At 63.6% G+C, this 22,899-nt stretch carries 19 protein-coding genes; 12 read left to right on the forward strand and 7 right to left on the reverse strand.

Annotated elements, in window-relative coordinates; translation table 11 throughout:
* Positions 1 to 18 precede the first annotated feature (18 nt).
* Entirely contained in the window at positions 19 to 1,230 is a 1,212-nt protein-coding gene (locus HBH1_RS16910; RefSeq protein WP_102663682.1) for an MFS transporter, read from the forward strand.
* On the opposite strand, the gene HBH1_RS16915 is transcribed toward HBH1_RS16910, so the two are convergent.
* Positions 1,231 to 1,539 carry a hypothetical protein gene (locus HBH1_RS16915; protein WP_233207638.1) on the reverse strand — a complete coding sequence of 103 codons (309 nt, stop codon included), beginning with the start codon at positions 1,537 to 1,539 and terminating at the stop codon, positions 1,231 to 1,233. It abuts the gene before it with no gap.
* On the reverse strand, positions 1,539 to 1,943 hold the full coding sequence (locus HBH1_RS16920) for a VOC family protein (RefSeq protein ID WP_102663684.1): 405 nt from the start codon (positions 1,941 to 1,943) through the stop codon (positions 1,539 to 1,541). Before HBH1_RS16920 ends, HBH1_RS16915 begins: the two co-directional genes overlap by 1 nt.
* Before the next feature lie 160 nt (positions 1,944 to 2,103).
* Here HBH1_RS16920 and HBH1_RS16925 point away from each other — a divergent pair, with 160 nt between their 5' ends.
* Positions 2,104 to 2,976 carry an AraC family transcriptional regulator gene (locus HBH1_RS16925; protein ID WP_199181610.1) on the forward strand — a complete coding sequence of 291 codons (873 nt, stop codon included), beginning with the start codon at positions 2,104 to 2,106 and terminating at the stop codon, positions 2,974 to 2,976.
* Between the two features lie 107 nt (positions 2,977 to 3,083).
* Here HBH1_RS16925 and HBH1_RS16930 read toward each other — a convergent pair whose 3' ends face one another.
* On the reverse strand, positions 3,084 to 4,025 hold the full coding sequence (locus tag HBH1_RS16930) for a 5'-nucleotidase (RefSeq protein WP_102663686.1): 942 nt from the start codon (positions 4,023 to 4,025) through the stop codon (positions 3,084 to 3,086).
* A 252-nt stretch (positions 4,026 to 4,277) separates the two neighbouring features.
* Between HBH1_RS16930 and HBH1_RS16935 the strand changes: the two genes are divergently transcribed.
* From HBH1_RS16935 to otnI, 6 genes are all read left to right on the forward strand, one after another.
* Positions 4,278 to 4,979: a FadR/GntR family transcriptional regulator gene (locus HBH1_RS16935; RefSeq protein ID WP_006461461.1), complete on the forward strand. Its 702-nt coding sequence runs from the start codon at positions 4,278 to 4,280 to the stop codon at positions 4,977 to 4,979.
* A gap of 223 nt (positions 4,980 to 5,202) precedes the next feature.
* Positions 5,203 to 6,099: an L-threonate dehydrogenase gene (gene ltnD / locus HBH1_RS16940; RefSeq protein WP_102663687.1), complete on the forward strand. Its 897-nt coding sequence runs from the start codon at positions 5,203 to 5,205 to the stop codon at positions 6,097 to 6,099.
* 45 nt (positions 6,100 to 6,144) lie between these two features.
* Entirely contained in the window at positions 6,145 to 7,431 is a 1,287-nt protein-coding gene (otnK, locus tag HBH1_RS16945) for a 3-oxo-tetronate kinase (protein ID WP_102663688.1), read from the forward strand.
* Positions 7,428 to 8,066: a 3-oxo-tetronate 4-phosphate decarboxylase gene (locus tag HBH1_RS16950; RefSeq protein WP_006461464.1), complete on the forward strand. Its 639-nt coding sequence runs from the start codon at positions 7,428 to 7,430 to the stop codon at positions 8,064 to 8,066. The genes otnK and HBH1_RS16950 overlap by 4 nt, the downstream gene beginning before the upstream one ends.
* A gap of 292 nt (positions 8,067 to 8,358) precedes the next feature.
* Positions 8,359 to 9,672, forward strand: a complete 1,314-nt coding sequence (locus tag HBH1_RS16955) for an MFS transporter (RefSeq protein ID WP_102663689.1) — start codon at positions 8,359 to 8,361, stop codon at positions 9,670 to 9,672.
* Positions 9,673 to 9,798: 126 nt separating this feature from the next.
* A complete protein-coding gene (gene otnI, locus HBH1_RS16960; RefSeq protein ID WP_102663690.1) occupies positions 9,799 to 10,602 on the forward strand; it encodes a 2-oxo-tetronate isomerase in 804 nt (267 codons plus the stop codon).
* Positions 10,603 to 10,692: 90 nt separating this feature from the next.
* On the opposite strand, the gene HBH1_RS16965 is transcribed toward otnI, so the two are convergent.
* Both HBH1_RS16965 and cheD read right to left on the reverse strand, forming a co-directional pair.
* A complete protein-coding gene (locus HBH1_RS16965; RefSeq protein ID WP_102663691.1) occupies positions 10,693 to 11,181 on the reverse strand; it encodes an addiction module antidote protein in 489 nt (162 codons plus the stop codon).
* Between the two features lie 322 nt (positions 11,182 to 11,503).
* Positions 11,504 to 12,115 carry a chemoreceptor glutamine deamidase CheD gene (cheD, locus tag HBH1_RS16970; RefSeq protein ID WP_102663692.1) on the reverse strand — a complete coding sequence of 204 codons (612 nt, stop codon included), beginning with the start codon at positions 12,113 to 12,115 and terminating at the stop codon, positions 11,504 to 11,506.
* A gap of 518 nt (positions 12,116 to 12,633) precedes the next feature.
* Here cheD and mqo point away from each other — a divergent pair.
* The gene (gene mqo, locus HBH1_RS16975; RefSeq protein WP_102663693.1) at positions 12,634 to 14,283 is read left to right on the forward strand and encodes a malate dehydrogenase (quinone); all 1,650 of its coding nucleotides are present in this window, start codon (positions 12,634 to 12,636) and stop codon (positions 14,281 to 14,283) included.
* Positions 14,284 to 14,389: 106 nt separating this feature from the next.
* Here mqo and HBH1_RS16980 read toward each other — a convergent pair whose 3' ends face one another.
* Both HBH1_RS16980 and HBH1_RS16985 read right to left on the reverse strand, forming a co-directional pair.
* On the reverse strand, positions 14,390 to 15,292 hold the full coding sequence (locus HBH1_RS16980) for an alpha/beta fold hydrolase (protein ID WP_102663753.1): 903 nt from the start codon (positions 15,290 to 15,292) through the stop codon (positions 14,390 to 14,392).
* Positions 15,293 to 15,364: 72 nt separating this feature from the next.
* A complete protein-coding gene (locus tag HBH1_RS16985; protein WP_233207643.1) occupies positions 15,365 to 18,691 on the reverse strand; it encodes an autotransporter outer membrane beta-barrel domain-containing protein in 3,327 nt (1,108 codons plus the stop codon).
* Between the two features lie 250 nt (positions 18,692 to 18,941).
* Here HBH1_RS16985 and HBH1_RS16990 point away from each other — a divergent pair, with 250 nt between their 5' ends.
* From HBH1_RS16990 to zorA, 3 genes are all read left to right on the forward strand, one after another.
* On the forward strand, positions 18,942 to 19,637 hold the full coding sequence (locus tag HBH1_RS16990; RefSeq protein ID WP_102663695.1) for a hypothetical protein: 696 nt from the start codon (positions 18,942 to 18,944) through the stop codon (positions 19,635 to 19,637).
* Positions 19,638 to 19,649: 12 nt separating this feature from the next.
* Positions 19,650 to 20,507, forward strand: a complete 858-nt coding sequence (locus tag HBH1_RS25470) for an OmpA/MotB family protein (protein ID WP_233207639.1) — start codon at positions 19,650 to 19,652, stop codon at positions 20,505 to 20,507.
* Between the two features lie 387 nt (positions 20,508 to 20,894).
* Positions 20,895 to 22,898: an anti-phage ZorAB system protein ZorA gene (gene zorA / locus HBH1_RS17000; protein WP_102663696.1), complete on the forward strand. Its 2,004-nt coding sequence runs from the start codon at positions 20,895 to 20,897 to the stop codon at positions 22,896 to 22,898.
* Position 22,899 lies beyond the last annotated feature (1 nt).

The following is a 22,899-nucleotide window of genomic DNA, read 5'->3' on the forward strand; positions in this document are numbered from 1 at the left end:
ATCTTTTCGCCCGCTGCCATGCACGCTACCGACACCGATTCCTCTTCCCCAGCCGCCAGCCCGTCGGCGGTGCGCCGCGCCGGCCGCCTGTGGCTGGTGGCCGGCCTCCTGCTGATCGCCGCCAACCTGCGCGCCCCGGTCACGGCCGTGGGGCCGGTCATGGAACTGCTGCGGCAGACCTTTGCGCTCTCGGCAGGGGCGGCCGGACTGATGCTGACCTTGCCGCTGCTGTGCTTCGCCCTGGTCTCGCCACCGGCAGCGCGGCTGGCCCGAAGCCTGGGGCTGGAACGCGCCCTCTTGCTGGCCTTGCTGCTGATCGCCGCCGGCATCGTATTGCGCTCGACCGGATCGATGGCCGCGCTCCTGGTGGGGACCTGCATCATCGGCTGTGGTATCGCCGGCGGCAATGTCCTGCTGCCCAGCCTGCTCAAGCGCGACTTCCCTGACCAGCTCACGCGCATGACCGCAATCTACGCCCTGACCATGGGTGGTGCCTCGGCGCTGGGCTCGGTGTGTGCGGTGCCGCTGGCCGGCGCCCTGGGCTGGTCATGGGCGCTGGCGACCTTCATCGTGCTGCCGCTGGTGGCCATCCTGGTCTGGTTGCCCCAGTTGCGCCGCGCCACCCGCCCCGCTGCCATGCCGGCCCGCGCTGCGTCCATGTGGCGCCAGCCTCTGGCCTGGCAGGTGACCTTTTTCCTCGGCACCAATTCGCTGGTGTATTACGTGGTCACCGCCTGGCTGCCTTCGATACTTGCAGCCAATGGTCATAGCGTAGTCGAGGCCGGCAACCTGCACGGCCTGATGCAACTGGCCTCGGCCCTGCCGGGCTTGCTGCTGATCCCGCTGGGCGGGCGCATCCGCGACCATCGTCCGGTGGCCGCCAGCATGTCGGCGGCCACCGTGCTGAGCCTGGTTGGTCTGATTTTCTGGCCGCAGGCCTCCATTGTCTGGGTGCCGCTGTTCGGGTTTGGTACCGGTGCGGTGCTGATCCTGGGCCTGGCCTTTGTCGGTACCCGGGTTTCCACGCCACCCCAGGCCGCGGCGCTGTCAGCGATGGCGCAAAGCGTGGGTTACCTGCTGGCCGCCGCCGGTCCCATCCTGATGGGTCGCCTGCACGATGCCAGCGGTCACTGGACCGTGGTCCTGGCCTTGTGCGCGGCCGGTGCGGTACTCATGGGTGTGCTGGGCTGGCTGGCCGGCAAGCCGGGCCGGGTGATTGCCTCGCCCTAGTCACACAGCGTCGACGGCATGCTGACAAGACCTGACCGACCAGTCGACCGTGGCATGGTCGATGGCGGCATGCACGGGTGAACCGGTCAGCTCGGTGACGATGCCCCGGGCCGCCCGCTGGCCGTTAGCGACCGAGGTCCACAGGAGCATGTCGACGACCATCCCGTCGTCCTGTACGCAGATGCGCCGCAGGATGAATCCGGGCTGTTGCCTGAGCCACTCGTCGACATCGGCATTGGCCGCGATGAATTGCTTCATCGTCACGCCGGGCGCGAGGTGAAAGCGCGTGATCTCCATTGCCTGCGCCATCATGCCTCCGGGTGTTGCCAGCTCTTGTAGACGAACTCCAGGCTGTAGCCATCCGGGTCCAGTACATTGGCGGCGTAGTAGCGTGGATCGTAATAGGTGCGTGCTGCCGGCGCGCCATTGTCGGTGGCACCGGCGGCCATTGCCGCCGCATAGGCTGCCTGTACTTCATCACAGCTATTGGCGACGAAGCCGACATGGGCGGCCTGTCCTTCTACCTTGCCCTCGCGTAACCAGAAGAACATGCGCCCGTGGGCGCCGAAGCCTTTCAGGTCAGGGTGTCCTGGCGGACCGTCCTTGCCGTCATAGTCATGGCGTGCGGTGATGCCCAGTGGCGCCAGGGTCGCCGTGTAGAAGGAGATCGAGCGTTCAAGGTCGCTGACCGACAGAAATAGGTGATCCAGCATGGCGTCGTTTCTTTCGTGAAGCAGGGTTTGTCGGGACCCTCCAGCTTAGCCACTCAGGCGCAGACCCGCCTTGCCGGTTCCTGCCTCAAGCCTGCCTGTTTCTGCTTTTCCATTGCCGGAGCGCCATCATCCCGGTTCTAATGCGCAGATGGAAGATCAATTGAACGAACTACGCCAGCTCGCCGCAGGGGCCGAGAACCGGCGTACCGAGACCGGCATTGCGCGCGTGGCCATGGTGCAGGGGGAGATTCCCCAGCACCAGCTGGCCGCTGTCTACGATCCCATGGTCAACCTGATCCTGCGCGGCAGCAAATCCATGACCGTCGGCGGCAGCACCCTGCATTACGATCCTGCCACCTATTTCGTGATGTCGGTAGACCTGCCGGCAGCCGGGACTGTCCATCCGGATGCACAGGGGAATCCCTATCTTGCGGTGAGCCTGACGCTGGACCCCAGCATCATCGTCAAGTTGCTGGGCGACCTGCCGGACCATATCGGGCGACCAAGAAACTCAGCCGGTTTTTCGGTGGCGTCGGTGACGCCGGAACTGCTCGATGCCTGGATCAGGATGTTGCGCCTCATGGGGCAGCCGGCCGACATTGCCGCGCTGGCCCCGGTGTATGAACGTGAAATCCTCTATCGTGTCCTGCAGGGGCCGGTGGGCTGGATGCTGCGCGACATCGCCCTGCCCGACAGCGCGCTGGCGCGGGTCAATGCGGCAATCCAGAGAATACGTCGCGACTATGCGCAAGCCCTGCGCATCGAGGACCTGGCCGATGGCGTGGCCATGAGCGTGTCTGCCTTCCATCGCCACTTCAAGGCGGTCACCGCGATGAGCCCGCTGCAATACCAGAAGCAGATCCGCCTGTTGCAGGCGCGTACCCTGCTGGTGGCCGCGCGCTATAACGTCAGCGCCGCCGCCCACGAAGTGGGCTACGAGAGCGCGACCCAGTTCAGCCGGGAATACGCACGTGAGTTCGGCAGTCCTCCCGGTCGTGATGCCGAAAGGATAGTACGCGAGATGAAGCCCTAGGAACGTTGAAAAAGCCGTGCCGTGTCGCACAGGTTGCCATGGCTCTGCGATGTGTGACCGGGTGAATGCGGCTGAAGGGTTTGTCTCCGCCCGCATCTAGTCTCACCTCAGCCCTTGCTGCCCCGTCCCCGTGCCACCCGTCCTCCCTCCAGCGTCCCGCCCTTGTACGGCACGCGTCCCGACGGCACCACCACCGCCGCCTTCTGCACATGCCCCTCCTGGTCGTCGAAGAACATGTGGGCGCCGAAGGCCTGCAATACTTCTGCCTTGTTCAGGCCACCGAGGAAGAAGGCTTCGTCCACCGTCACGTTCCAGGTACGCAGGGTGTGGATCACGCGCTGGTGTGCGGGACTGTTGCGGGCGGTGACGATGGCGATGCGTACCGGGCACTGCTTGGGCGGAAACTGTTTCTGGATCGCCGACAGGGCCAGCAGCAGCTTGGCGAAGGGGCCTTCCTTCATGGCCTTCTTGCGATGTCGCTGTTCATGGCGGGCGAAGGCCTCCAGGCCCTTCTCGGCAAAGATGCGTTCGGACTCCGCCGAGAACAGCACGGCGTCGCCGTCGAAGGCGATGCGGATCTGGTTGTCCGGCGCGCTGTAGTCCAGCGGTGCCGCATACAGCTGCGCAGCGGCCACGCCGGCATCGATGGCTTCCTGCACGTCACCGGTATCGCGTGACAGGAACAGGTCGATCTTGAAGGCCTGCAGGTAAGGCGCGGTCGGGCCGCCGCCGGTGAAGGCAGCACGGCTGATGTCGAGCTTGTGGGCGGCGATCGCGTTGAAGGCGCGCAGGCCGGTATCGGGCGTGTTGCGCGAGATCACCACCACTTCCACCAGCCGGCGTTCCGGGATCAGTTCATTCAACCGCAGCAGCGCCTTGACCAAGGGAAAGGCCGTGCCGGGTTGCAGCGGATCGTTCTCGTGGGCGCGCTGGTAGTCGGCGTAGGTCTCGACGCCTTGCTCGTCGTAGATGGCGTTTTCCACCTCCAGGTCGAACAGGGCGCGGGAGGAAATTCCGATGACGAGCTTGTCCGAGAGATCGTAGGGCATGCGGCGAATCCGTAGCGGGAAACCGTCGATTGTAGAGCCAGCGGCCCGGCGATGCAGCTATGGTCGAGATATTCACATTCTTGATGTCTGGAGCGAACGGCTGGATATAACACTGCAATTTCTTTCATCTCCTTCAAATTCTTGCAAAAATGGGGTGTTACTCCGCGTAAAGAGAAAAAATCGGATTGCCGGCCTCAAAATAAATTTGTATGATGACCGGATAACCTGACGATAAAACGACCGCGAGACAGCATGTTTCAGAAAATCCCCGCCCAGGCCCTGAGCGACACGGTAGCCCGGCAATTGCTGGAAAACATCGATGCCGGCGCCTTCCCGCGAGGCAGCAAGCTGCCGACCGAAGCGGTGCTGGCCCAGCAGTTCGGCGTCAGCCGCACGGTGGTACGCGAGGCCATCGCGCGGCTCAAGCATGAGGGCGTGGTCGAGCCGCGTCAGGGAAGTGGGGTGTTCGTCACCGAGCAGGCAGGCATCAAGCCCTTGCGCATCGATTACACCGAAGTCAGCTCGCCCGACGCGGTGTTGCAGATCGTCGAGCTGCGCCGCGCCATCGAGGCCGAAGTGGCAGCGCAGGCGGCCAAGCGCCGCAGTGCCGAGGATCTGCGCGCCATCGACGATGCGCTGGCGCAGATCGGCGCCGATGTCGCCGGTGGCGGTGATGGCGTGGCGGCCGATGTGGCCTTCCACCGGGCACTGGCCCAGGCCACGCGCAATCCCTACTTCATCAAGACACTGGAATTCCTGTCGCAGTACCTGGAGGCGGCTACGGCGGTCACCCGGGGCAACGAGGCCCGTTATGAGGACTTCTCGCGCCAGGTGCGCGAAGAACATGAAGCCATCGTCGAGGCGATCCGTGCCGGCGATGAAATGGCCGCGCGCAATGCTGCGCAGACCCATATGTTCAATGCGGCGCGTCGCCTGAGCCAGGGCCAGGCCTGAAGCCGGCGGCGTCAGATGAGCCGCACGCAAGAAGCAAACAGGCAGCAAAGAAGCGGCAAACAGGCAGCAAACGAGCAGCACATGATTCGATGATCTGGCGGGGACTTCCCTCCAGACCAAGTTGGAAATACGGACGCCGGCATGAGCCGGCGTCGCATCATCAACCCGGCGCAACGTCCTGCCCTCATTCATCGGCAGCGGCGCCAACAACGCGGAGGCAATTATGTCCAGGAATGTAGGTGTGATCGGTTTGGGTGCCATGGGTTATGGCGTGGCCAGCTCGCTGTTGCGTGCCGGCTTCAACGTGCATGCCTGTGACGTGCGCAAGGAAGTCCTGGACAAGTTCGCCGCCGCCGGTGGCGTGGCCTGCGCCAATCCGGCCGAACTGGCCAAGTCGGTGGATGTGGTCATCACCCTGGTGGTCAATGCTGCCCAGACCGAGACCGTGCTCTTTGGTGAGAACGGTGCCGTGGCGCAGATGAAGCCGGGCAGCGTGGTCATCTCCAGCGCCACCGTGGCGCCGGACTTCGCCATCGAACTGGGCCAGCGCCTGGCCGCCAAGGGCCTGCTGCTGCTGGACGCGCCGGTCTCCGGTGGCGCCGCGCGTGCCGCCTCGGGCGAAATGACCATGATGACCTCCGGCCCCGCCGAGGTCTACGCCAAGATCGAAGACGTGCTGGCTGGCATGGCCGGCAAGGTCTACCGCCTGGGCGATACTCACGGCATCGGTTCCAAGGTCAAGATCATCAACCAGCTGCTGGCCGGCGTGCACATCGCCGCCTCTGCCGAAGCCATGGCCCTGGGCCTGCGCGAAGGCGTCAATCCGGATGCGCTCTACGACGTCATCACCCATAGCGCCGGCAATTCCTGGATGTTCGAAAACCGCGTGCCGCACATCCTCAATGGCGACTACACCCCGCTGTCGGCCGTGGACATCTTCGTCAAGGACCTGGGCCTGGTGCTCGATACCGCCCGCCGCAGCAAATTCCCGCTGCCGCTGTCGGCCGCTGCCCACCAGATGTTCATGATGGCCTCCACCGCCGGTCATGGCGGCGAGGATGACTCTGCCGTCATCAAGATCTTCCCGGGCATCGACCTGCCGCCGGCCAAGGCCAAATAAGTCGTCGGCAAGACGCCGTCACCACCACAGAATCGAGGAGCTTCCATGTCCCAATCCCGACCCTTGCTGGGCTGCATCGCCGATGATTTCACCGGCGCCACCGACCTGGCCAACATGTTGGTGCGCGGCGGCATGCGCACCGTGCAGACCATCGGCGTGCCCAGCGAAATGCCCGGCGTCGCCGCCGACGCGCTGGTGATCGCGCTGAAGTCGCGCACCGTGCCGGCCGCCGAGGCCATCGAACAATCGCTGGCCGCGCTGCGCTGGCTGCAGCAACAGGGCTGCACGCAGTTCTTCTTCAAGTACTGCTCCACCTTCGACTCCACCGACGAAGGCAACATCGGTCCGGTCACCGATGCGCTGATGAAGGAGCTGGGCGTGGACTTCACCATCGCCTGCCCGGCCTTCCCGGAAAACGGCCGCACCCTCTATCGTGGCTACCTGTTCGTGGCCGATGCGCTGTTGAATGAATCGGGCATGGAAAACCATCCGCTCACGCCCATGACCGACGCCAACCTGGTGCGCGTGCTGCAGCGCCAGACCGAGTCCAAGGTCGGCCTGGTGCGCTACGACACCGTGGCCCGTGGCGCGGCTGCCACCCAGGAGCGCTTCACCGCGCTGCGCACCGAAGGCGTGAAGATGGCGATTGCCGATGCCGTCTCCGACAAAGACCTGTTCACCCTGGGTGAAGCCTGCGCCGAACTGAAACTGATCACCGGCGGCTCCGGCGTGGCCCTGGGCCTGCCCGAGAACTTCCGCCGCGCCGGCCTGCTCACCGCCGCCGGCGAAGCCGCGCAACTGCCCAAGGTCGATGGCCTGTCGGTGGTGCTGGCCGGTTCCGCCTCCAAGGCGACCAATGCCCAGGTGGCCGAATGGAAGGCCAGGCGTCCGGCCTTCCGCATCGATCCGCTGGCCCTGGCCCGTGGCGAAGACGTGGTGGCCCTGGCCCTGGCCTTCGCCGACGAGCGCATCAAGAACGAACCGGTGCTGATCTATGCCACCGCCACCCCTGACGAAGTCAAGGCGGTGCAGAAGGAACTGGGCGTGGCCAAGGCCGGCCATCTGGTCGAGCAGGCGCTGGCCAGCATCGCCGCCAGCCTCAAGCAGCGTGGCGTGCGCCAGTTCGTGGTGGCCGGTGGCGAGACCTCCGGCGCGGTGGTGCAGGCGCTGGATGTGCGGGCGCTGCGTATCGGCCCGCAGATCGATCCGGGTGTGCCGGCCACGGCCACGCTGGATGAACAACCGGTGGCACTGGCCCTGAAGTCGGGCAATTTCGGCAGCGTCGATTTCTTCGAAAAAGCACTGCGCTACCTCGACGGGAAAACCGCATGAGCCAGGAAAGCCAACTGCGCGAAGAGATCTGTCGCATCGGTGCTTCGCTGTACCAGCGCGGCTACACCGTAGGCTCGGCCGGCAACATCAGCGCCCGCCTCGACGACGGCTGGCTGATCACGCCCACCGACGCCTGCCTGGGCTACCTCGATCCGGCCGCCATCGCCAAGGTCAACGCGGCCGGCGAATGGGTCTCGGGCGACAAGCCCTCCAAGACGCTGGTACTGCATCGCGCGATCTACGACAACAATCCCGAGATGCATGCGGTGGTGCACACGCACTCCACGCATCTGGTCGCGCTGACCATCAACGGCGTGTATAGCGAACAGGACGTGCTGCCCCCGATCACCCCGTACTACGTGATGAAGGTCGGCCACATCCCGCTGATCCGCTATGCCCGCCCGGGTGCACCGGAAGTGGCCGAGCAGGTCGCCAGGATCGCCACCAGCGTGCGCGGCGTGCTGCTGGAACGCCTCGGCCCGGTGGTCTGGGAGAGTTCGGTGTCCAAGGCCGCCTTTGCCCTGGAAGAACTGGAAGAAACCGCCAAGCTGTGGCACCTCGCCGGCGGCCGCGCCACGCCGCTGGAAGAGCCCGCGCTGCAGGACCTGCGCGATACCTTCAAGGCGCGCTGGTAAGCCAGACGATTCAGGCAAGTCCAGGGAAGCGCTCGCTACCCAACAGCATCAACGCAATCATGGCGGCCATCCGATGGCCGTCATGCCCTGCCTGCGCCCATCGTCAGGAGATAGGCGCGGGAATGGGACAAAAAACCGGCGCAAGACCGGTCCATCAATGCCGGGTGTCAGCCTCTTTCGGAAGGGGAAGCTGGCGCCTCGATTGAATCCATAAATTGCCCGTCAGACCACGGGCACCAAGCAACCAGCGGCCGCAGCTGCAGCCGCGACACTCTTAGGGAGATGTAACACCATGACCACCGCAAGCAACACCGGCGTCGGACTCGACGTCAACGACAAGACCAAGGACGGTCTGTACAAGAAAGTCTTCTGGCGCATCATGCCCTTCCTGATGCTGTGCTACGTGATCGCCTACCTGGATCGCGTCAACGTCGGCTTCGCCAAGTTGCAGATGTCGCAGGACCTGGGCTTTTCCGAGACCGTCTTCGGTCTGGGCGCGGGCCTGTTCTTCATCGGCTACTTCCTCTTCGAAGTGCCCAGCAACATCCTGATGCACAAGGTCGGCGCGCGCATCTGGATCGCCCGCATCATGATCACCTGGGGCCTCCTCTCGGCGGCCTTCATGTTCGTGCAGAACGCCACCCAGTTCTACATCCTGCGCTTTCTGCTGGGTCTGGCCGAGGCCGGTTTCTATCCCGGCATCATCCTGTACCTGACCTACTGGTTCCCTTCACACCGTCGTGCCAAGGTGATCGCGGTGTTCATGTCCGGCATCCCCGTGGCCGGTATCCTGGGCAACCCGCTGTCGGGCTGGATCATGGATGCCTTCCACAACAATGGCGGCCTGGAAGGCTGGCAGTGGATGTTCCTGATCGAAGCCATTCCCGCCGTGCTGATCGGCGTGGCCACGGTCCTCTATCTGGACAACGACGTCAAGAGCGCCAAGTGGCTCAGTGACGACGAAAAGAAGTCCCTGCAGGCTGACATCGACGGCGACGCCAAGGGCAAGGAGAGCAAGCACGGCTTCGGCGCCATCGTCAAGGATGCGCGTGTCTGGCTGATGTGCCTGATCTACTTCTCCTTCGTGATGGGCCAGTACGGCCTGACACTGTGGATGCCGACCCTGGTCAAGGCCACCGGCGTGAAGGGCAACCTGGAAATCGGCCTGCTGTCGGCCATCCCCTTCGGCTGCGCCATCATCGCCATGAACCTGATCGGCCGTAGCGCCGACCGCCTGCGCGAGCGTCGCTGGCACCTGGTGATCCCGGCCCTGATGGGTGGTGTGGGCTTCGTGGGCGCGGCCCTGTTCGCCGACAACACCGCCGTGTCGATCGCCGCGCTGTCGCTGGCTGCCGCTGGCGTGCTGACCTGCGCACCGTTGTTCTGGTCGCTGCCGACCTCCTTCCTGTCGGGTGCTGCTGCTGCCGTCGGTATCGCCGCCATCAACTCGGTGGGCAACCTGGCCGGTTTCGTCAGCCCCTACCTGATCGGTTACTTCAAGGACCTGACCCAGAGCAATGCGACCGGCATGTACATGCTGGCCATCATGCTGGTGGTGGGTTCGATCGCCACCCTGATGACCAAGCCCAGCGTGGTCAACAAGTAATGTGATGTCCCGTTCGAAGCCCGCATGCCTGTGCCTGCGGGCTTTGACGTTTTCTGCACCGTCGGTGTCTGCGCGGCGATCCGCGTTCGCGCTACACTGGCCCCCTTCGTTATCAAGGAGAACCCGATGCTGCGTTTTGCCGCCAACCTGAGCATGATGTACGTGGAACACGATTTCCTGGACCGCTTCGCCGCCGCCGCCAAGGATGGCTTCTCCGGCGTCGAGTTCCTGTTCCCGTACGACTATCAGCCGCAAGAGATCAAGTCGCGCCTGGAGGCCAACGGCCTGACCCAGGCGCTGTTCAATGCGCCTCCGGGTGACTGGGCTGTCGGCGAGCGCGGCATTGCCTCGCTGCCGGGCCGCCAGGATGAATTCAAGCGCAGCATCGACACCGCGCTGGAATACGCCGCCGTGATCGGCAACCAGACCCTGCACGTGATGGCCGGCCTGATCAAGCCTGATCAGGATCGCGCACAGCATCGCGCCGTGTACCTGGACAACCTGTCCTACGCGGCGCACCAGGCCGAGTCCGCCGGCCTGACCGTGGTCATCGAGCCGATCAACACCCGCAACATTCCCGGCTTCTTCCTGAACCGCCAGGATGATGCGCAAGCCATCTGCGCCGAAGTGGGCGCACCCAATCTGAAGGTGCAGTTCGACTGCTACCACTGCCAGATCGTCGAGGGCGACGTCGCCGTGAAGCTCAAGCGCGACATGCCCGGCATCGGCCACATCCAGATCGCCGGTGTGCCGGAACGTCACGAGCCGGACGTGGGCGAGCTGAACTATCCCTACCTGCTGAAACTGATCGACTCGCTGGGTTACCAGGGCTGGATCGGTTGCGAATACAACCCGGCCGGCGCCACCTCGGCCGGCCTGGGCTGGCTGAAGGCCCTGGCCGAACAGGGACTGACGACGCTGAAGAAGTAAGTGCCCAGGCGCCCGCAAGTTGGGCGTCGATGCAACGGAATGCCGCCTGGTGTTGTGCCGGGCGGCATTTTTTGTTGATGGTCAGAGGGTTCAGGCGGAGGGCTGACTTCGCGCGGCCCCGGTCTTGGTGGGACCTTTTTCTTCATGGGCCTTCCGCGATCGGGCCTTGGCGACGGAAGACTGAGGCGAAGCCGATTTCCTGATGGGCCTGCCTTTCGTCGCAGGCTTCGCAGGTTTGGCAGCGGCAGGTTTTCTCGCTTTGCGAATTGGCCGCGCAGGGCTGATGCTCAAGCGGATGCCAAGCGCGCCCAGCAGGCGCAGGATCGTTCCCAGCCTCGGTTCGGCGCCCGGCTTCAGGGTCTTGTAGAGGCTCTCCCGTCCCAGCCCGGCCTTGCTGGCAACTTCCGCAATGCCGCGGGCGCGGATGACGTCACTGAGTGCGCCCATCAGGAAGGCAGGATCGTTCTCCTCGAAGGCGGCTTCGAGATAGGCGACCATTGCCTGGTCGCTGTCGAGATAGTCCACCGGATCGAACACGGAGACTTGCAGATCCCCGCTGCTGAATTTCCGACTTGTCATGCTGGCTCCCTTGATGTCCTGGCCGAATCACTTCTTCTTGATCCCGCACGTACGATGCGGGCCACGATTCTGGAACGCGCCGCAGGTCCTTCAGACCGGCCAGCCATGTCTTGAACTTTCCTGTTTCCTTGACGATGCACATGAAAGGCAGCCGGATCATCGAACGCAATATCGCGCGCAATTGTATCCACATGGATACGTCGCTGCCGACGCGCCATGTTACCAGAAGCTGAAAATCGTGAAATGACGAGCGCGCACGCCGGCATCGTACCGGTCGTACGCAATACGGAAGGGGAAGAAGAGGCGTTGGTGGAGCAGAAATTCAGAACAGATCGATTTCCCCACCCACCGGCTTGGCTTGCAGCTTGGAGGCATATTCGCGTTCGCGGCTGGCCAGGTCGGCGCCGGCGTCCTTGATCTTCTTGACCAGCACCTTGCCGCTGCGGGGGAAGAAGTGGACCTTGCGCGGCCAGATGTCGTTGAGGTCTTCGGCCACCACGCGGATCTTTTCAGCCGAGAGGAAGCTCCTGACGAAGGCGGCATTGCGTTCGCCGACATTCATCGCGTTCATCCCGCGCAGCACCGCACCGCCACCGAATACCTTGCATTCCAGGTTCTCGCGCCGGGCGCCGGCCTTGAGGACGTCGTTGATCAACACTTCCATGGCATAGGTGCCATAGCGCATCGAGGCCGAGACGGGGCTATCGGCCTCGCCACCGCCGTCGGGCAGCATGAAGTGGTTCATCCCGCCCACGCCGCTGACGCGATCGCGCAGGCAGGCTGATACGCAGGAACCCAGTACGGTGACGATCATCATGTCGGCGCCGGTGTAGTAGTACTCGCCCGGCAGGATCTTGGCGGTTTCGCAGTCGAAGGCCCGGTCGTGATAGACGTAGGAAGCGAAATTCTCCGGCTTGTTGATGACGGTCTGCATACGGGCCCCTGGCTGTTCTGGTGATCCCTGTGAGGGATGGTGACTGTTTTTGCTGTTCCCATTGTCAGCCAGCCATCGTGCTGCCGGTATCGGGGATTTCCTGAGCGAGAACAGGCTTGTGCCGGCGTGGTAATGAGGGATATCCGCAATCGCCACCGGTATCGGCACCGTGCTACCCTGCGCTCCCTCGACATGACCCGATCCCGGTCCGCTCTGACGGAGACGATTTGTACAGGCATTCCCCAAATGCCGGAGACAGGTATCGGACAGGCAGTTGAATCCGGCAGGCACGCCGCGGGCAGCGAACCCCGACCCGCGACCCGCGACGTGCGCCGTGGCCCCGCGCGGCCACGCCCGGTCGCCGATACGCCGCCAGGCAGTGGCGCGTATTGCACGTGGCGCCTCATGTCGCGCCTGCCCTCCACGGCAGGCGTGCAGGAAGCGTCCCGCACCGGTTGTCCGACTCCCGCGCCTGGCGCAGGGAGGCAGCCCTCTCTCCATCACAAACGGTTTAGACAATGTTGAAAAAATCTTTCCTGGCCTTGCTGGGATTCGTAGTTGCGCTGGTCACCGTACCAGCCTCGCAGGCGGCCGACGTCAAGAAGGTCGATGTGCTGCTGATCGGCGGCGGCATCATGAGCACCACCCTGGCGGTCTGGCTCAATGAGCTGGAACCGGGTTGGTCCATGGAAATGGTGGAGCGCCTGGATGGCGTGGCCGAGGAAAGCTCCAACGGCTGGAACAACGCCGGCACCGGCCACTCGGCCCTGGCCGAACTGAACTACACGCCCGAAGACAAGAACGGCAAGATCCAGATCGCCAAGGCCATCGAGATCAACGAAGCCTTCCAGATCTCGCGCCAGTTCTGGTCCTGGCAGGTCAAGAACGGCGTGCTGAAGAACCCGCGCTCCTTCATCAATTCGACCCCGCACATGAGTTTCATCTGGGGCGACGAGAACGTGGCCTATCTCAAGAAGCGCTATGAGGCGCTGCAGGCCAGCCCGCTGTTTGCCGGCATGCAATATTCGGAAGACCACGCGCAGATTGCCAAGTGGGTACCGCTGATGATGGAAGGTCGCGATCCGGCGCAGAAGATGGCCGCCACCTGGACGCCGCTGGGTACCGATGTGAACTTCGGCGAGATCACCCGCCAGTTCGCCGGCTATCTGCAGAGCCGCCCCAATTTCGCGCTGAAGCTCTCCAGCGAAGTGCGCGACATCACCCGCAACGCTGACGGCAGCTGGCGCATCGGCTACAAGAACCTCAAGGATGGCAGCACCACCGAGACCGATGCCAAGTTCGTCTTCATCGGCGCCGGTGGCGGCGCGCTGAAGCTGCTGCAGAAATCCGGCATCCCGGAAGCGCGTGACTACGCAGGCTTCCCGGTCGGTGGTTCGTTCCTGATCACCGACAACCCTGCCATCGCCGAGCGCCATCTGGCCAAGGCCTATGGCAAGGCTTCCGTGGGCGCGCCGCCGATGTCGGTGCCGCACCTGGATACCCGCGTGCTGGATGGCAAGCGGGTGATCCTGTTCGGACCCTTTGCGACCTTCTCGACCAAGTTCCTGAAGCAAGGTTCGCTGTGGGACCTGTTCTCCACCGCCACCACCCACAACGTCTGGCCGATGGCCCGCGTCGGTATCGACGAGTATCCGCTGGTGGAATACCTGGCCGGCCAGTTGATGCAGTCCGACGACCAGCGTTTCGCGGCTCTGAAGGAATACGTCCCCAATGCAAAGAAGGAAGACTGGCGCCTGTGGCAGGCCGGCCAGCGCGTGCAGATCATCAAGCGCGACGACAGCAAGGGTGGCGTGCTCAAGCTGGGTACCGAGATCGTGGCCTCGGCCGACGGCAGCATGGCCGGCCTGCTGGGCGCATCGCCCGGTGCCTCCACCGCGGCGCCGATCATGCTGACTGTGCTGGAGAAGGTCTTCAAGGACAAGCTGGCCACGCCCGAATGGCAGCAGAAGGTGCGCCAGATCGTCCCCAGCTACGGCACCAGGCTCAATGACCATCCCGACCAGGTTGCCAAGGAATGGGCCTATACCAGCGAGGTGCTGCAACTGGCACCGCCACCGGTGATCGCCCCCAAGGCCGGTGGCAAGGACAGCGCCAAGGGCAGCATGGAAAAGCCCAAGGCCAATGCCGCAGCCGACATGGCGCTGTAAGGTGCCAGCCCCGGTGTGACGGAATCGGCAAGCCGTGATGCGGCGGCCTGATCCCCACACCAGGAAATCGAAAGAGGGTAGCCAGGGTAGCCGTGGCTACCCTTTTTTATTGTGTCTTGCCGCCGGCAGCAGCAGTGTGCGAAGTGCAGGGCAAGGGCTGGCGCAGCAGGCCCGGCCAGATGGCCGGCCAGTCGCTCTCGTGGGCCATGCCCGGCACCACCTGCAGGGCAGCGCAGGCCCCGGTCTGTGCCACGAAGTCGCGGGTAATGGTGGTGGGGACGACGCGATCATCGGCGCCGCTGAAGTGACGTTGCGGGATAGACCTCACCCGCTGCGCCACGTCGATGGGATTGAGCGAGCCCGGCATCTGCGAGACCTGATGCCAGCGGTTCACGGCCACGTGATCCAGGTTGCCGGCGATGGTGCGGATGACACTGACATCCTGGCGCCGCGCTGCCAGCAGCACCGCGATGGCACCGCCGCCGGAATACCCGACCAGTTCCAGGCGTGCCGGCTTGAAGCGTGCCACGTACTGGCTCAGGGCCTGGTTCATGGCATCGACCACCTCCGGGGCATAGCGCAGACCGGTCCAGTAGGCCGGGCCACAGGCGGGGTTGCGTGCCATCGGCGTGAACTGGCAGGGGCGCGCCAGATAGAGCAGGGCGGTACCGTTCGCCGCATCTGTGGCGGTATCGGCGCGGGCATCGCTCAGCGCCAATTGCAGGCCCATCGCTTCATGCGGGGTCGGATCGGGCGAGACCTGGGTGCGGCTGAGCCAGGCACGGCCATCCCCCTCGATATAGACGCGCAGCACGGCCGGCGCGGGTCGCGCCTTCACGTAGGTGGTGAGCACGAAGCGGCCAGTGTCGATCTCTTCGCGCTGGAAAGCCGCGCCGGAGGCCAGTCCATCGGCATGTTGCAGGGGATCGCCGGCACAGCCGGCCAGCAGGATGGCCAGGCCGGCGAGGAAATTCCGATAGGGCAGATGAGGTAGGAAGGGTAAGCGCATGGCGCGCATTGTCCCCCGAGTAAAAACGGCCCGCAAGCTGACGCTGCGGGCCGTTGGTGGAATGAGGCCGGATCAGAACAGCCAGCCCACCCGTGCCGTCAATTGATGCACCAGTGCACGATCGCGGATTTCGGCATCGTAGCCCAGCGTGCCGTAGCTGCCGTGGGCGGCATTGAAGCGATAGCTCGCGCCCAGTTGCACGGCATCGCGATTGGGCGCGGCGCTGGCGGTGGTGAAGCTGGGACCGCCGGCCACGAAGCTGGCGGTGACGTCCGGATTGCCGGCCAGCTCACGCAGGTAGCGTGCGCGCAGTTGCAGACGGTCGCCGTTGTCGTTGACACGATTCAGTTCCACGCCCAGCGTCGGCTGTACGGAATTGGCATTGGTCGCGCCCACGTTCTGGGCCAGCGCCGCGTTGCCGCTCTCGGTATAGCCCTGGTTGGCCAGGTGCGACAGGCGCAGGCCCGCCAGCCAACGGCCTGACCAGGTCTGGCTGATGGCAAAGGGCAGGCCGGCTTCGACCCGTGCGCCGAGCTGCCAGCCGTTGTAGCTGCCGTTCACGTTCTGGCCGAGGAAGTTGATGGCGCGCTTGCTGCTGTAGTGATTGCCACCCACCATCAGCGAGCCGTCCAGCGTCCAGCCACCCATGTCCAGGCCGAGGTAGCCGCCCAGGTTCACTGCATCGACATCGACATCATTGCCGCTGGCATTGTCGTTGCCACGGGTACCGGCGCGGGTGTAGCCCAGCGTGAGGCCGGCCACTTCGCGTGCGGAGAGGTCGGTTTCCATGCCGGCCGCCATGCCGTAGGCATTGATGTTGTAGCCATCGGCGCCGGCACGTGCATCCTGCCTGCCCCAGGCGCCCAGGCCTTGCAGCCAGACGCGGCTACGGGCAGCTGCTTCACCGGTGGAAATGCCGCTGCCGCGCTTGCCATCCATGCCGGAGGCGCTGGCAACCTGGCTGTCATTGCGCGCGCTATCAATGCGCCCGGACACCGCCGAGAACACGCTGCCCATGGCCACCTGTGCCGCCTGCTGGCTGGCGCGGTTGGTCTCGGGCTGCAGTTGTCGCACCGCGCTGCGATAGGCGCTTGCAGTGGGCAGCGCATCCAGCGAGGCCAGCAGCGATTGCACCTGTGCGTTGTTGCTGTTGTTGCCCAGTGCATCCAGGGCCCGGCCCAGCGGACTGCCGGTGACATCGCTGACGCTGCTGGTGCGCTGCGCGCTGAGGATCAGGTCATTGCCACTGAGCTGCAGGCTGTAGTTCAGCGTGGCAGTGTTGGCCACCTGGAGTTGCGACACATCGGCCGAGACGCCGCCGGCCGCCGACAGAATGGTCCAGCGGGCGCTGTTGGGGACGTAGGTCTTGACCACCGGCTGCACGGTGGCGCCATTGGCCAGCGTGGCGCGGCCGGCGGCGACGATCTGGTCGGCCTGCGGACCGGCCACGCCGACCTGCAGGGTGGCGCCACTGCCCAGCGAGAAATTGCCGCCGACATTGATGCTGCGCACCGCCGTCCCATCGGCCGCCTGGAACACGCCATTGACGGCCAGGTTGCCGCTGGTGCCGAAGGCGCCATTGACCTGCAGCACGGCGCCCTGGTTGACAGTCATGTTGCTGACCGTGCCCAGGTCATAGTTGAAACGCGTGACGCCATCGCGCACGACGAAGTTCTCGAAGCCCGACAGCACACCCGCCGCGAAGGTCTGGTTGCCGCCAGTGGTGAGCGTGTCGGTACCGGCGCCGCCGTTGATGGTGCCGATCACGGTACCGCCCAGCAATTGCAGCGAGTCGTCGCCATCGCCCATGTCGATGGCCATGCCGTTCTTGCCTTCGATGCGGCCGTAGTTGATCAGGGTGTCGTTACCGCCGCCCATCTGCACCGCCGCGCCCGGCGTGGTGCTGCCACCCTGGCCGGTCAGCGTGGCCTGGGCGCCACCGGTGATGACGCCGCTGGCATTGTTGATCAGGGTGTCGTCGTAGTTGCCCACCAGGCCGACGGCCACACCCTTGTTGCCGATGATGCTGCCGTCGTTGACGATGTAGGCCTTGCTGCCATTGACGCTGCTGGTGCCGCGCCCGGTGGTGTTGCCGTTGTTGTAGGTGATGAGCGGATTGCTGGCGTCCTTGGACCAGTCATTGCCGTCGTCGATCAGGATGCCGTGCGCATCGCCATAGATCACCGCGCCGGCATGGTTGATCACCGTGCCGCCGCCAGCGGCCACGCCATCGGCGCCATTGGGCTGGCCGGTAGAATCCAGACCACCGGCGCCAGTGCCGCGAATGCTGCCCCAGTTCTCGATATAGGCGGTACCGTCGATGTCCACGCCGTCACCGTCGCCATTGCTGGTGGTGGCACCGTTGCCCAGCACGTCATACACGCGCCCGCTACCGGCATAGTTGCCGACGATGGTGCCGTAGTTGAAGACCACGCCGTGACTGTCGAAACCGACGCCCGAGCCGTTATTGCCGGTGATGACGCCGCCGGCCTGGTTGATCACCACGTTGTTGCTGATGGTGACATTGCTGCGCGTGCTGCCATCGGCATAGGTGGCATCGAAGCTGATGCCGGTGGTGGTCAGGTGCGGGGTGAGCTGGATGGCATTGGCCAGGTTGTTGTCCGGCGTGGCGGCGACCGGGTCACCACCATCGATGCCATGGCGCGCGCCGGTGATGCTGCCGTAGTTGACCACGACGGCATTCTTGATGCCATCATCGATGGAGATGCCATCGGCCGCCTTCGGCGGCGAGCCGCTGGCGCAGGCACTGAGGTAATCCGGGCAGGACGTATTGACCGGGCTGGTGGTGAAGATACGCCCATAGTTGGTCAGCAGGATGTTGGAGCCCATCTTGATCGCGGTCGAGCTCGACGAACTGATGGTGGCACTGCTGTTGGTGGCCGAGCCGTTGACGATGGTGTTGCCGGTCGTGGAGTAGTCACCGTTGGCATTGATCGCGTAGTTCTTGCCGTTGTCCGCATTGGTCGGCGTCGGCCCGGTCTGCGAGATGGTGCCGAGGTTGACGATGGAGAAGCTATCGCTGCCCTTGCCGATCAGGATGGTCGGCGTCTTGGCCGCGCTCGACGAACTCGTGATCACCCCGCCCAGCGCATTGTTGAGGATCAGGTTGACCTTCTTGTTGTTGATGCTGATGGCTGACAGACCGCTGGTCTGGCTGATCGTACCGGCGTTGTTGATGGTGACGGTGGAGAGGTTGTCGTTGTCCTGCGAGGTCTTGATGCTGGCCGCGCTGCCCGAGGCCAGCGTACCGCCGGCATCGACGGTGATGGTGTCGCTGCCGTTCTTGGTCAGCGTCTTGGCCGTGGTGTCGGTGGTGCCGTTGCCGACCGTGTAGTTGGCCGCGTGGGCGGGAGCGTAGATCGCCTGCAGGGCAAGCACCAAGGGAAGCAGACGAAGAGGGAAGGAGGAGCGCGCCATGTGCAAAGAGTTGATAGCAGATTGTAAAGAACTGAAATTTTGCTGACGACTTGTGACCGGTTCATTACAGCAGTCTGCTGAAGGCGGCATTTGGTCACTGGGTGTGGTCTTTCTGCTAATCTTCATTCTTTACAGGTGGTAATGAGACAAAAGCGACCAAGCGACAAGGGGGAAGGGATGAGGGGATGGACGATGCAGACGGGGGCCGGCGATGAATAAATCCGTGCTGGACTTTTTGATGCCGCAATGGAATGGCGCGGTCGATGGCGGCCTGCAGCTCGTGGTGGCCCTGCTATTGCTGGCGCTGGTGATCGGGCTGCCGCTGCTGCTGGCGCGCAGCGCCCGCCCGGCGCAATGGGAGGCCCGCCTGGGCGCACTCACCGGCGGGCGCCTCGCCCTGCCTGCACCCACCACCCCGGAAGAATTGAGCCAGGCCGTCGCGACCGCGCCGGAACGCTGGGCGCAGGTCGCGCCTGGCATGGTGTTGATGCTGGGCCTGCTCGGCAGCTTCGTCGGCCTGGGTCTGGCCCTGGGCGATACGGCTGCGGTACTCGGCCCGCAACAGGCACCGGGCGCACTGGCAGCGGTCATCGATGCGCTGGGCGCCAAGTTCAGGATGGCCACCTGGGGCATCCTGGCCTACCTGATCCTGAAGATCTGCATCACCCTCAGCGCGCGCGAACAGGCGCGCCTGGCCTGGAGCGTGAGCACTCTCAGGCGGGTCGATACCGAACAGGCACACGCCCGCGCACAACTGGAGGCGCAAGACCGGCAGCGCCTGATCGACGCCATCACCCACAGCGGCAACGCGCTGCTGGCGGCACAACAGGCCGAAGCGCAACGCGCCCACCTGCGCCATGCCGAGTTGATGGACGCCCTGCAGCGGCAGACTGCACGCTCTTCCTGACCTGAGGCAGCGATGAAACAGGCAGACAACGAATGGGTGGTTGCCACCGGCCTGATGGCCGCCCTGGCGGCGGTGCTGGTGCTGCTGCTGGCCGTGCATCGCGCAGGCGGGACCGAGGCCGCGCAGGCCGCCCTTGCGCAGCAACGTACAGCGCAGAGCGTGCCGCCTGCCTCGGCCACGGTGCCGGCCGCGGCACCATTGCCGACGCCGGCATCACCGCCAGCAACTACACCAGCAACTACGCCAGCACCGACACCGACCCCACCCCGGCCCACGCCCTCGACGGCGCCAGCGTCGGCGCAGCCGACAACGACGCCGACTGCATCGCGAGCCGACACGCCCACGGCGACGCAGGAACAGCGGGAACAGGATCAGCGGGAGCAGGGCGTGACCGGCGTATTGCGACAGGTGCAGAACGTATTTGCGCAGCAGGGTGCGTCCCGATTGGTTGCCATCGATACCGAGGCAGGCACGATCACCCTGAAGGAAGGCGCCTTCCGCCGCGGCAGCGCCTGCGTGGAACCAGAAGCCCGGGCCGCCTTTGCGCAGGTGGAGCAACGCATCGCCGATTACCTGAAGCAGAACCCGGCAGGCCGCATCTATGTGGAAGGCCATACCGACGACAAGCCGGTCAAGGCACCGGTGACGGATGTCCGCGCCTACTGCACCGTCTATGACGACAACATCACCCTCTCCGCCGCCCGTGCGCGCGAAGCGCGACTGCTGCTGATCGGGCGTAGCGCACCGGAAGCCGCACGCAGGGTGATCGTGGCGGGGTATGGGGATTCGCAGCCTTTACCGGGGCTGGCTGCCAGTGATGAGCGGAATCGGCGGGTGGAGGTGAGGTTTGTGAATAGAGGTGAAAGGTAGTTAAGTGCGATGTATTTAACTGTAATGGTTGAGTGCATCCTCACTTATCCGTGCGTCTGGCCCCTGTTTCTCACAAACTCTTATGGCGGTGGGGTGGGTTAAGTTACGTCTGGTGGCGCGCCGGCTTAGTCACCTGGCCGTGTTTTACGTTGTAGTATATATATCGCGCAACGCAAAAAAATATGGGCTCCGAGAAGGCCATCGGGAGGTTGTTCAGGGTCGAGCAAAGAATCAAAAGGCTTTTAGCTGCAACTGCCGACCACGAGTATCGAAGCTGACCAACATGTCGAAAGTCCTTGTCGAGGAGTTCTGCGTGCGCAATGGAATCGCCGAGAAGATGGGAGACTCGTCGAATAAAGGGGAACGTAGGTCGGGGAGGGGGAAGAAGTGAACGAAGTATCCAAGGCATTGGGCTCAGTCCATCCGTCGCTCGCAAGCCTTCAAGGATTGCCGCTATACGTTTTTCTTTTGGTCGCGGTATTCACGGCCATCTTCATGATTGGATACGCTGTGAAGGGTACCCAAGTATGGCTGCAGCTGAAGGCATCGGTGAAGGCCGTTCGCCAATTAGCAGGTTCCGCTCCCAATCCACATGACGTCAACGATGTGTTCTCGAAGGAGCCATTCCGGCATCTATGGGAAGAATACGCGCATACAGTGCACGAAGTGCGCTTGGCGGGCTCCGGCGCCATCTCCTCGACCGAGTTCCGTGCGACGGTTCCCGCCGAGGCAATGTTCACCAAGGAGGTCTTGGTTGATAGCCGCCTGTTCGATGAGTTCACTCGTCATCTGCCTGGCGTCCTCACCGGGCTAGGTATCATCGGGACATTTGCCGGCCTGCTGAATGGGCTCGACAAATTCAAGGTGGATCCCGAGAAAATCCAAAACACGGTAAATGGACTTGGGCCACTGCTCGAGGGTGTCCAGCATGCCTTCGTGGCGTCTGGTTTTGCCATCCTTTGCGCGATGCTGGTGGTCTTCCTCAGCCGCCTTGTCCTCGCCTACTTCTATCGTCTGGCAGAGCAGTTGACTAACGGCATTGATGGCTTGTACAAGACCGGTGCTGGTGAGGAGTATCTAGCAAGGCTGGTTAAGTCTTCTGAGCAGAGCGCTGCCAGTACGGCGCAGTTAAAGGACGCTCTTGTCGAAGATCTCCACAAAATGATGACTAACCTTGTTGACCGCCAGATCGCAGCACAGGAATCGTCATCGCTGGCCTTAGGCAAACACATTGGTGAGTCCATCTCGGCAGCCATCGCTGAGCCTATGAAGCGTGTCAGCGAAGCGATGGAGGTTACTACTCGCGGTAACGGCGACCAAGTGAACTCTATGCTGGAGAATCTGCTCACTGGCTTCATGGCGAAGCTGGAAGATACCTTCGGCGGACAGATGCGAGGTATCAACGAACAGATGCAGAGGTCGATGGACTCTATGGCAGCAGTTCAATCCTCACTGCAGGGCCTGTTGGCAGACATTAAGAACACCAATGAACATGCCGCCTCACAGATGAGTGGAACGCTCGAGGACGCCATGAAGAAGGCCGCGGACAACCAGCAACTGCTCACCGACCAGATGCGCGAGTTTGTCCAAGAGTTTCGTCGCCTTGCGTCTGAGGAACAAAGCAACTCTAAGAAGGCGATGGATGACGCCGTGATGAAAGTCCTCAGCGAAGTCGCGATGGCGATGGAGGGGCTAGAAGGTGTTCGAAAAGTCTCTGCTGCAGAGGAGTCCAGCCGAAATGAACGACTGGCAGTGCAGACGAGTCAGCTGGTCGGCGGCCTCTCTACACAGGTCGAGTCCCTGCTCGGCGCCGTTGCCGATCAAGTCTCCAAGACACAACGCAATATCGACGTGCTTGGCGATGTCTCGTTGCGGGCCATCGATGGCATGAATCAGGGGGCACTGACGATGGGCTCTGCAGCCCAGCGCTTCGAGACCGCTGGAACCGCTGTGACTGGCGTATTTGAGCGCTCTACTCAGGTGACGGACACTCTGGCTTCAACGGCGGCGTCCCTACAAGTAGCATCTAATGCGGTTCAGCGTGGGTTCGAGCAGTACGACACCACGCGCAAGACAGTCGACGCGCAGGTAGCATCCTTGATGGGGTTAATCGAATCCGTGAAGAAGGAAGCCGGCGTTTCGCAGGAGTTGATCAACAGCATCAAGTCAAGTGCGGAATCTATGAGAGATGCAGAAGCGGAAGCTCGTTTGCACTTGGACCAGGTCAATGCGGCCCTGGTAAAGGCTTTTAGCGACTTCGGTAACTCGTTAGTCAGTCAGGTTAAGTCGACCATCGCCGAAACTGACCGTCACCTTGCGCAGGGCACCGGTCACCTGAACGGTGTAGTGCAAGAACTAGCCAATGCCGTCCAGCGGATGAAGAGAGCCTGAC

The sequence above is a fragment of the Herbaspirillum sp. BH-1 genome (genome assembly GCF_002870055.1).
In the GTDB taxonomy this organism is placed as follows: domain Bacteria; phylum Pseudomonadota; class Gammaproteobacteria; order Burkholderiales; family Burkholderiaceae_D; genus Herbaspirillum; species Herbaspirillum frisingense.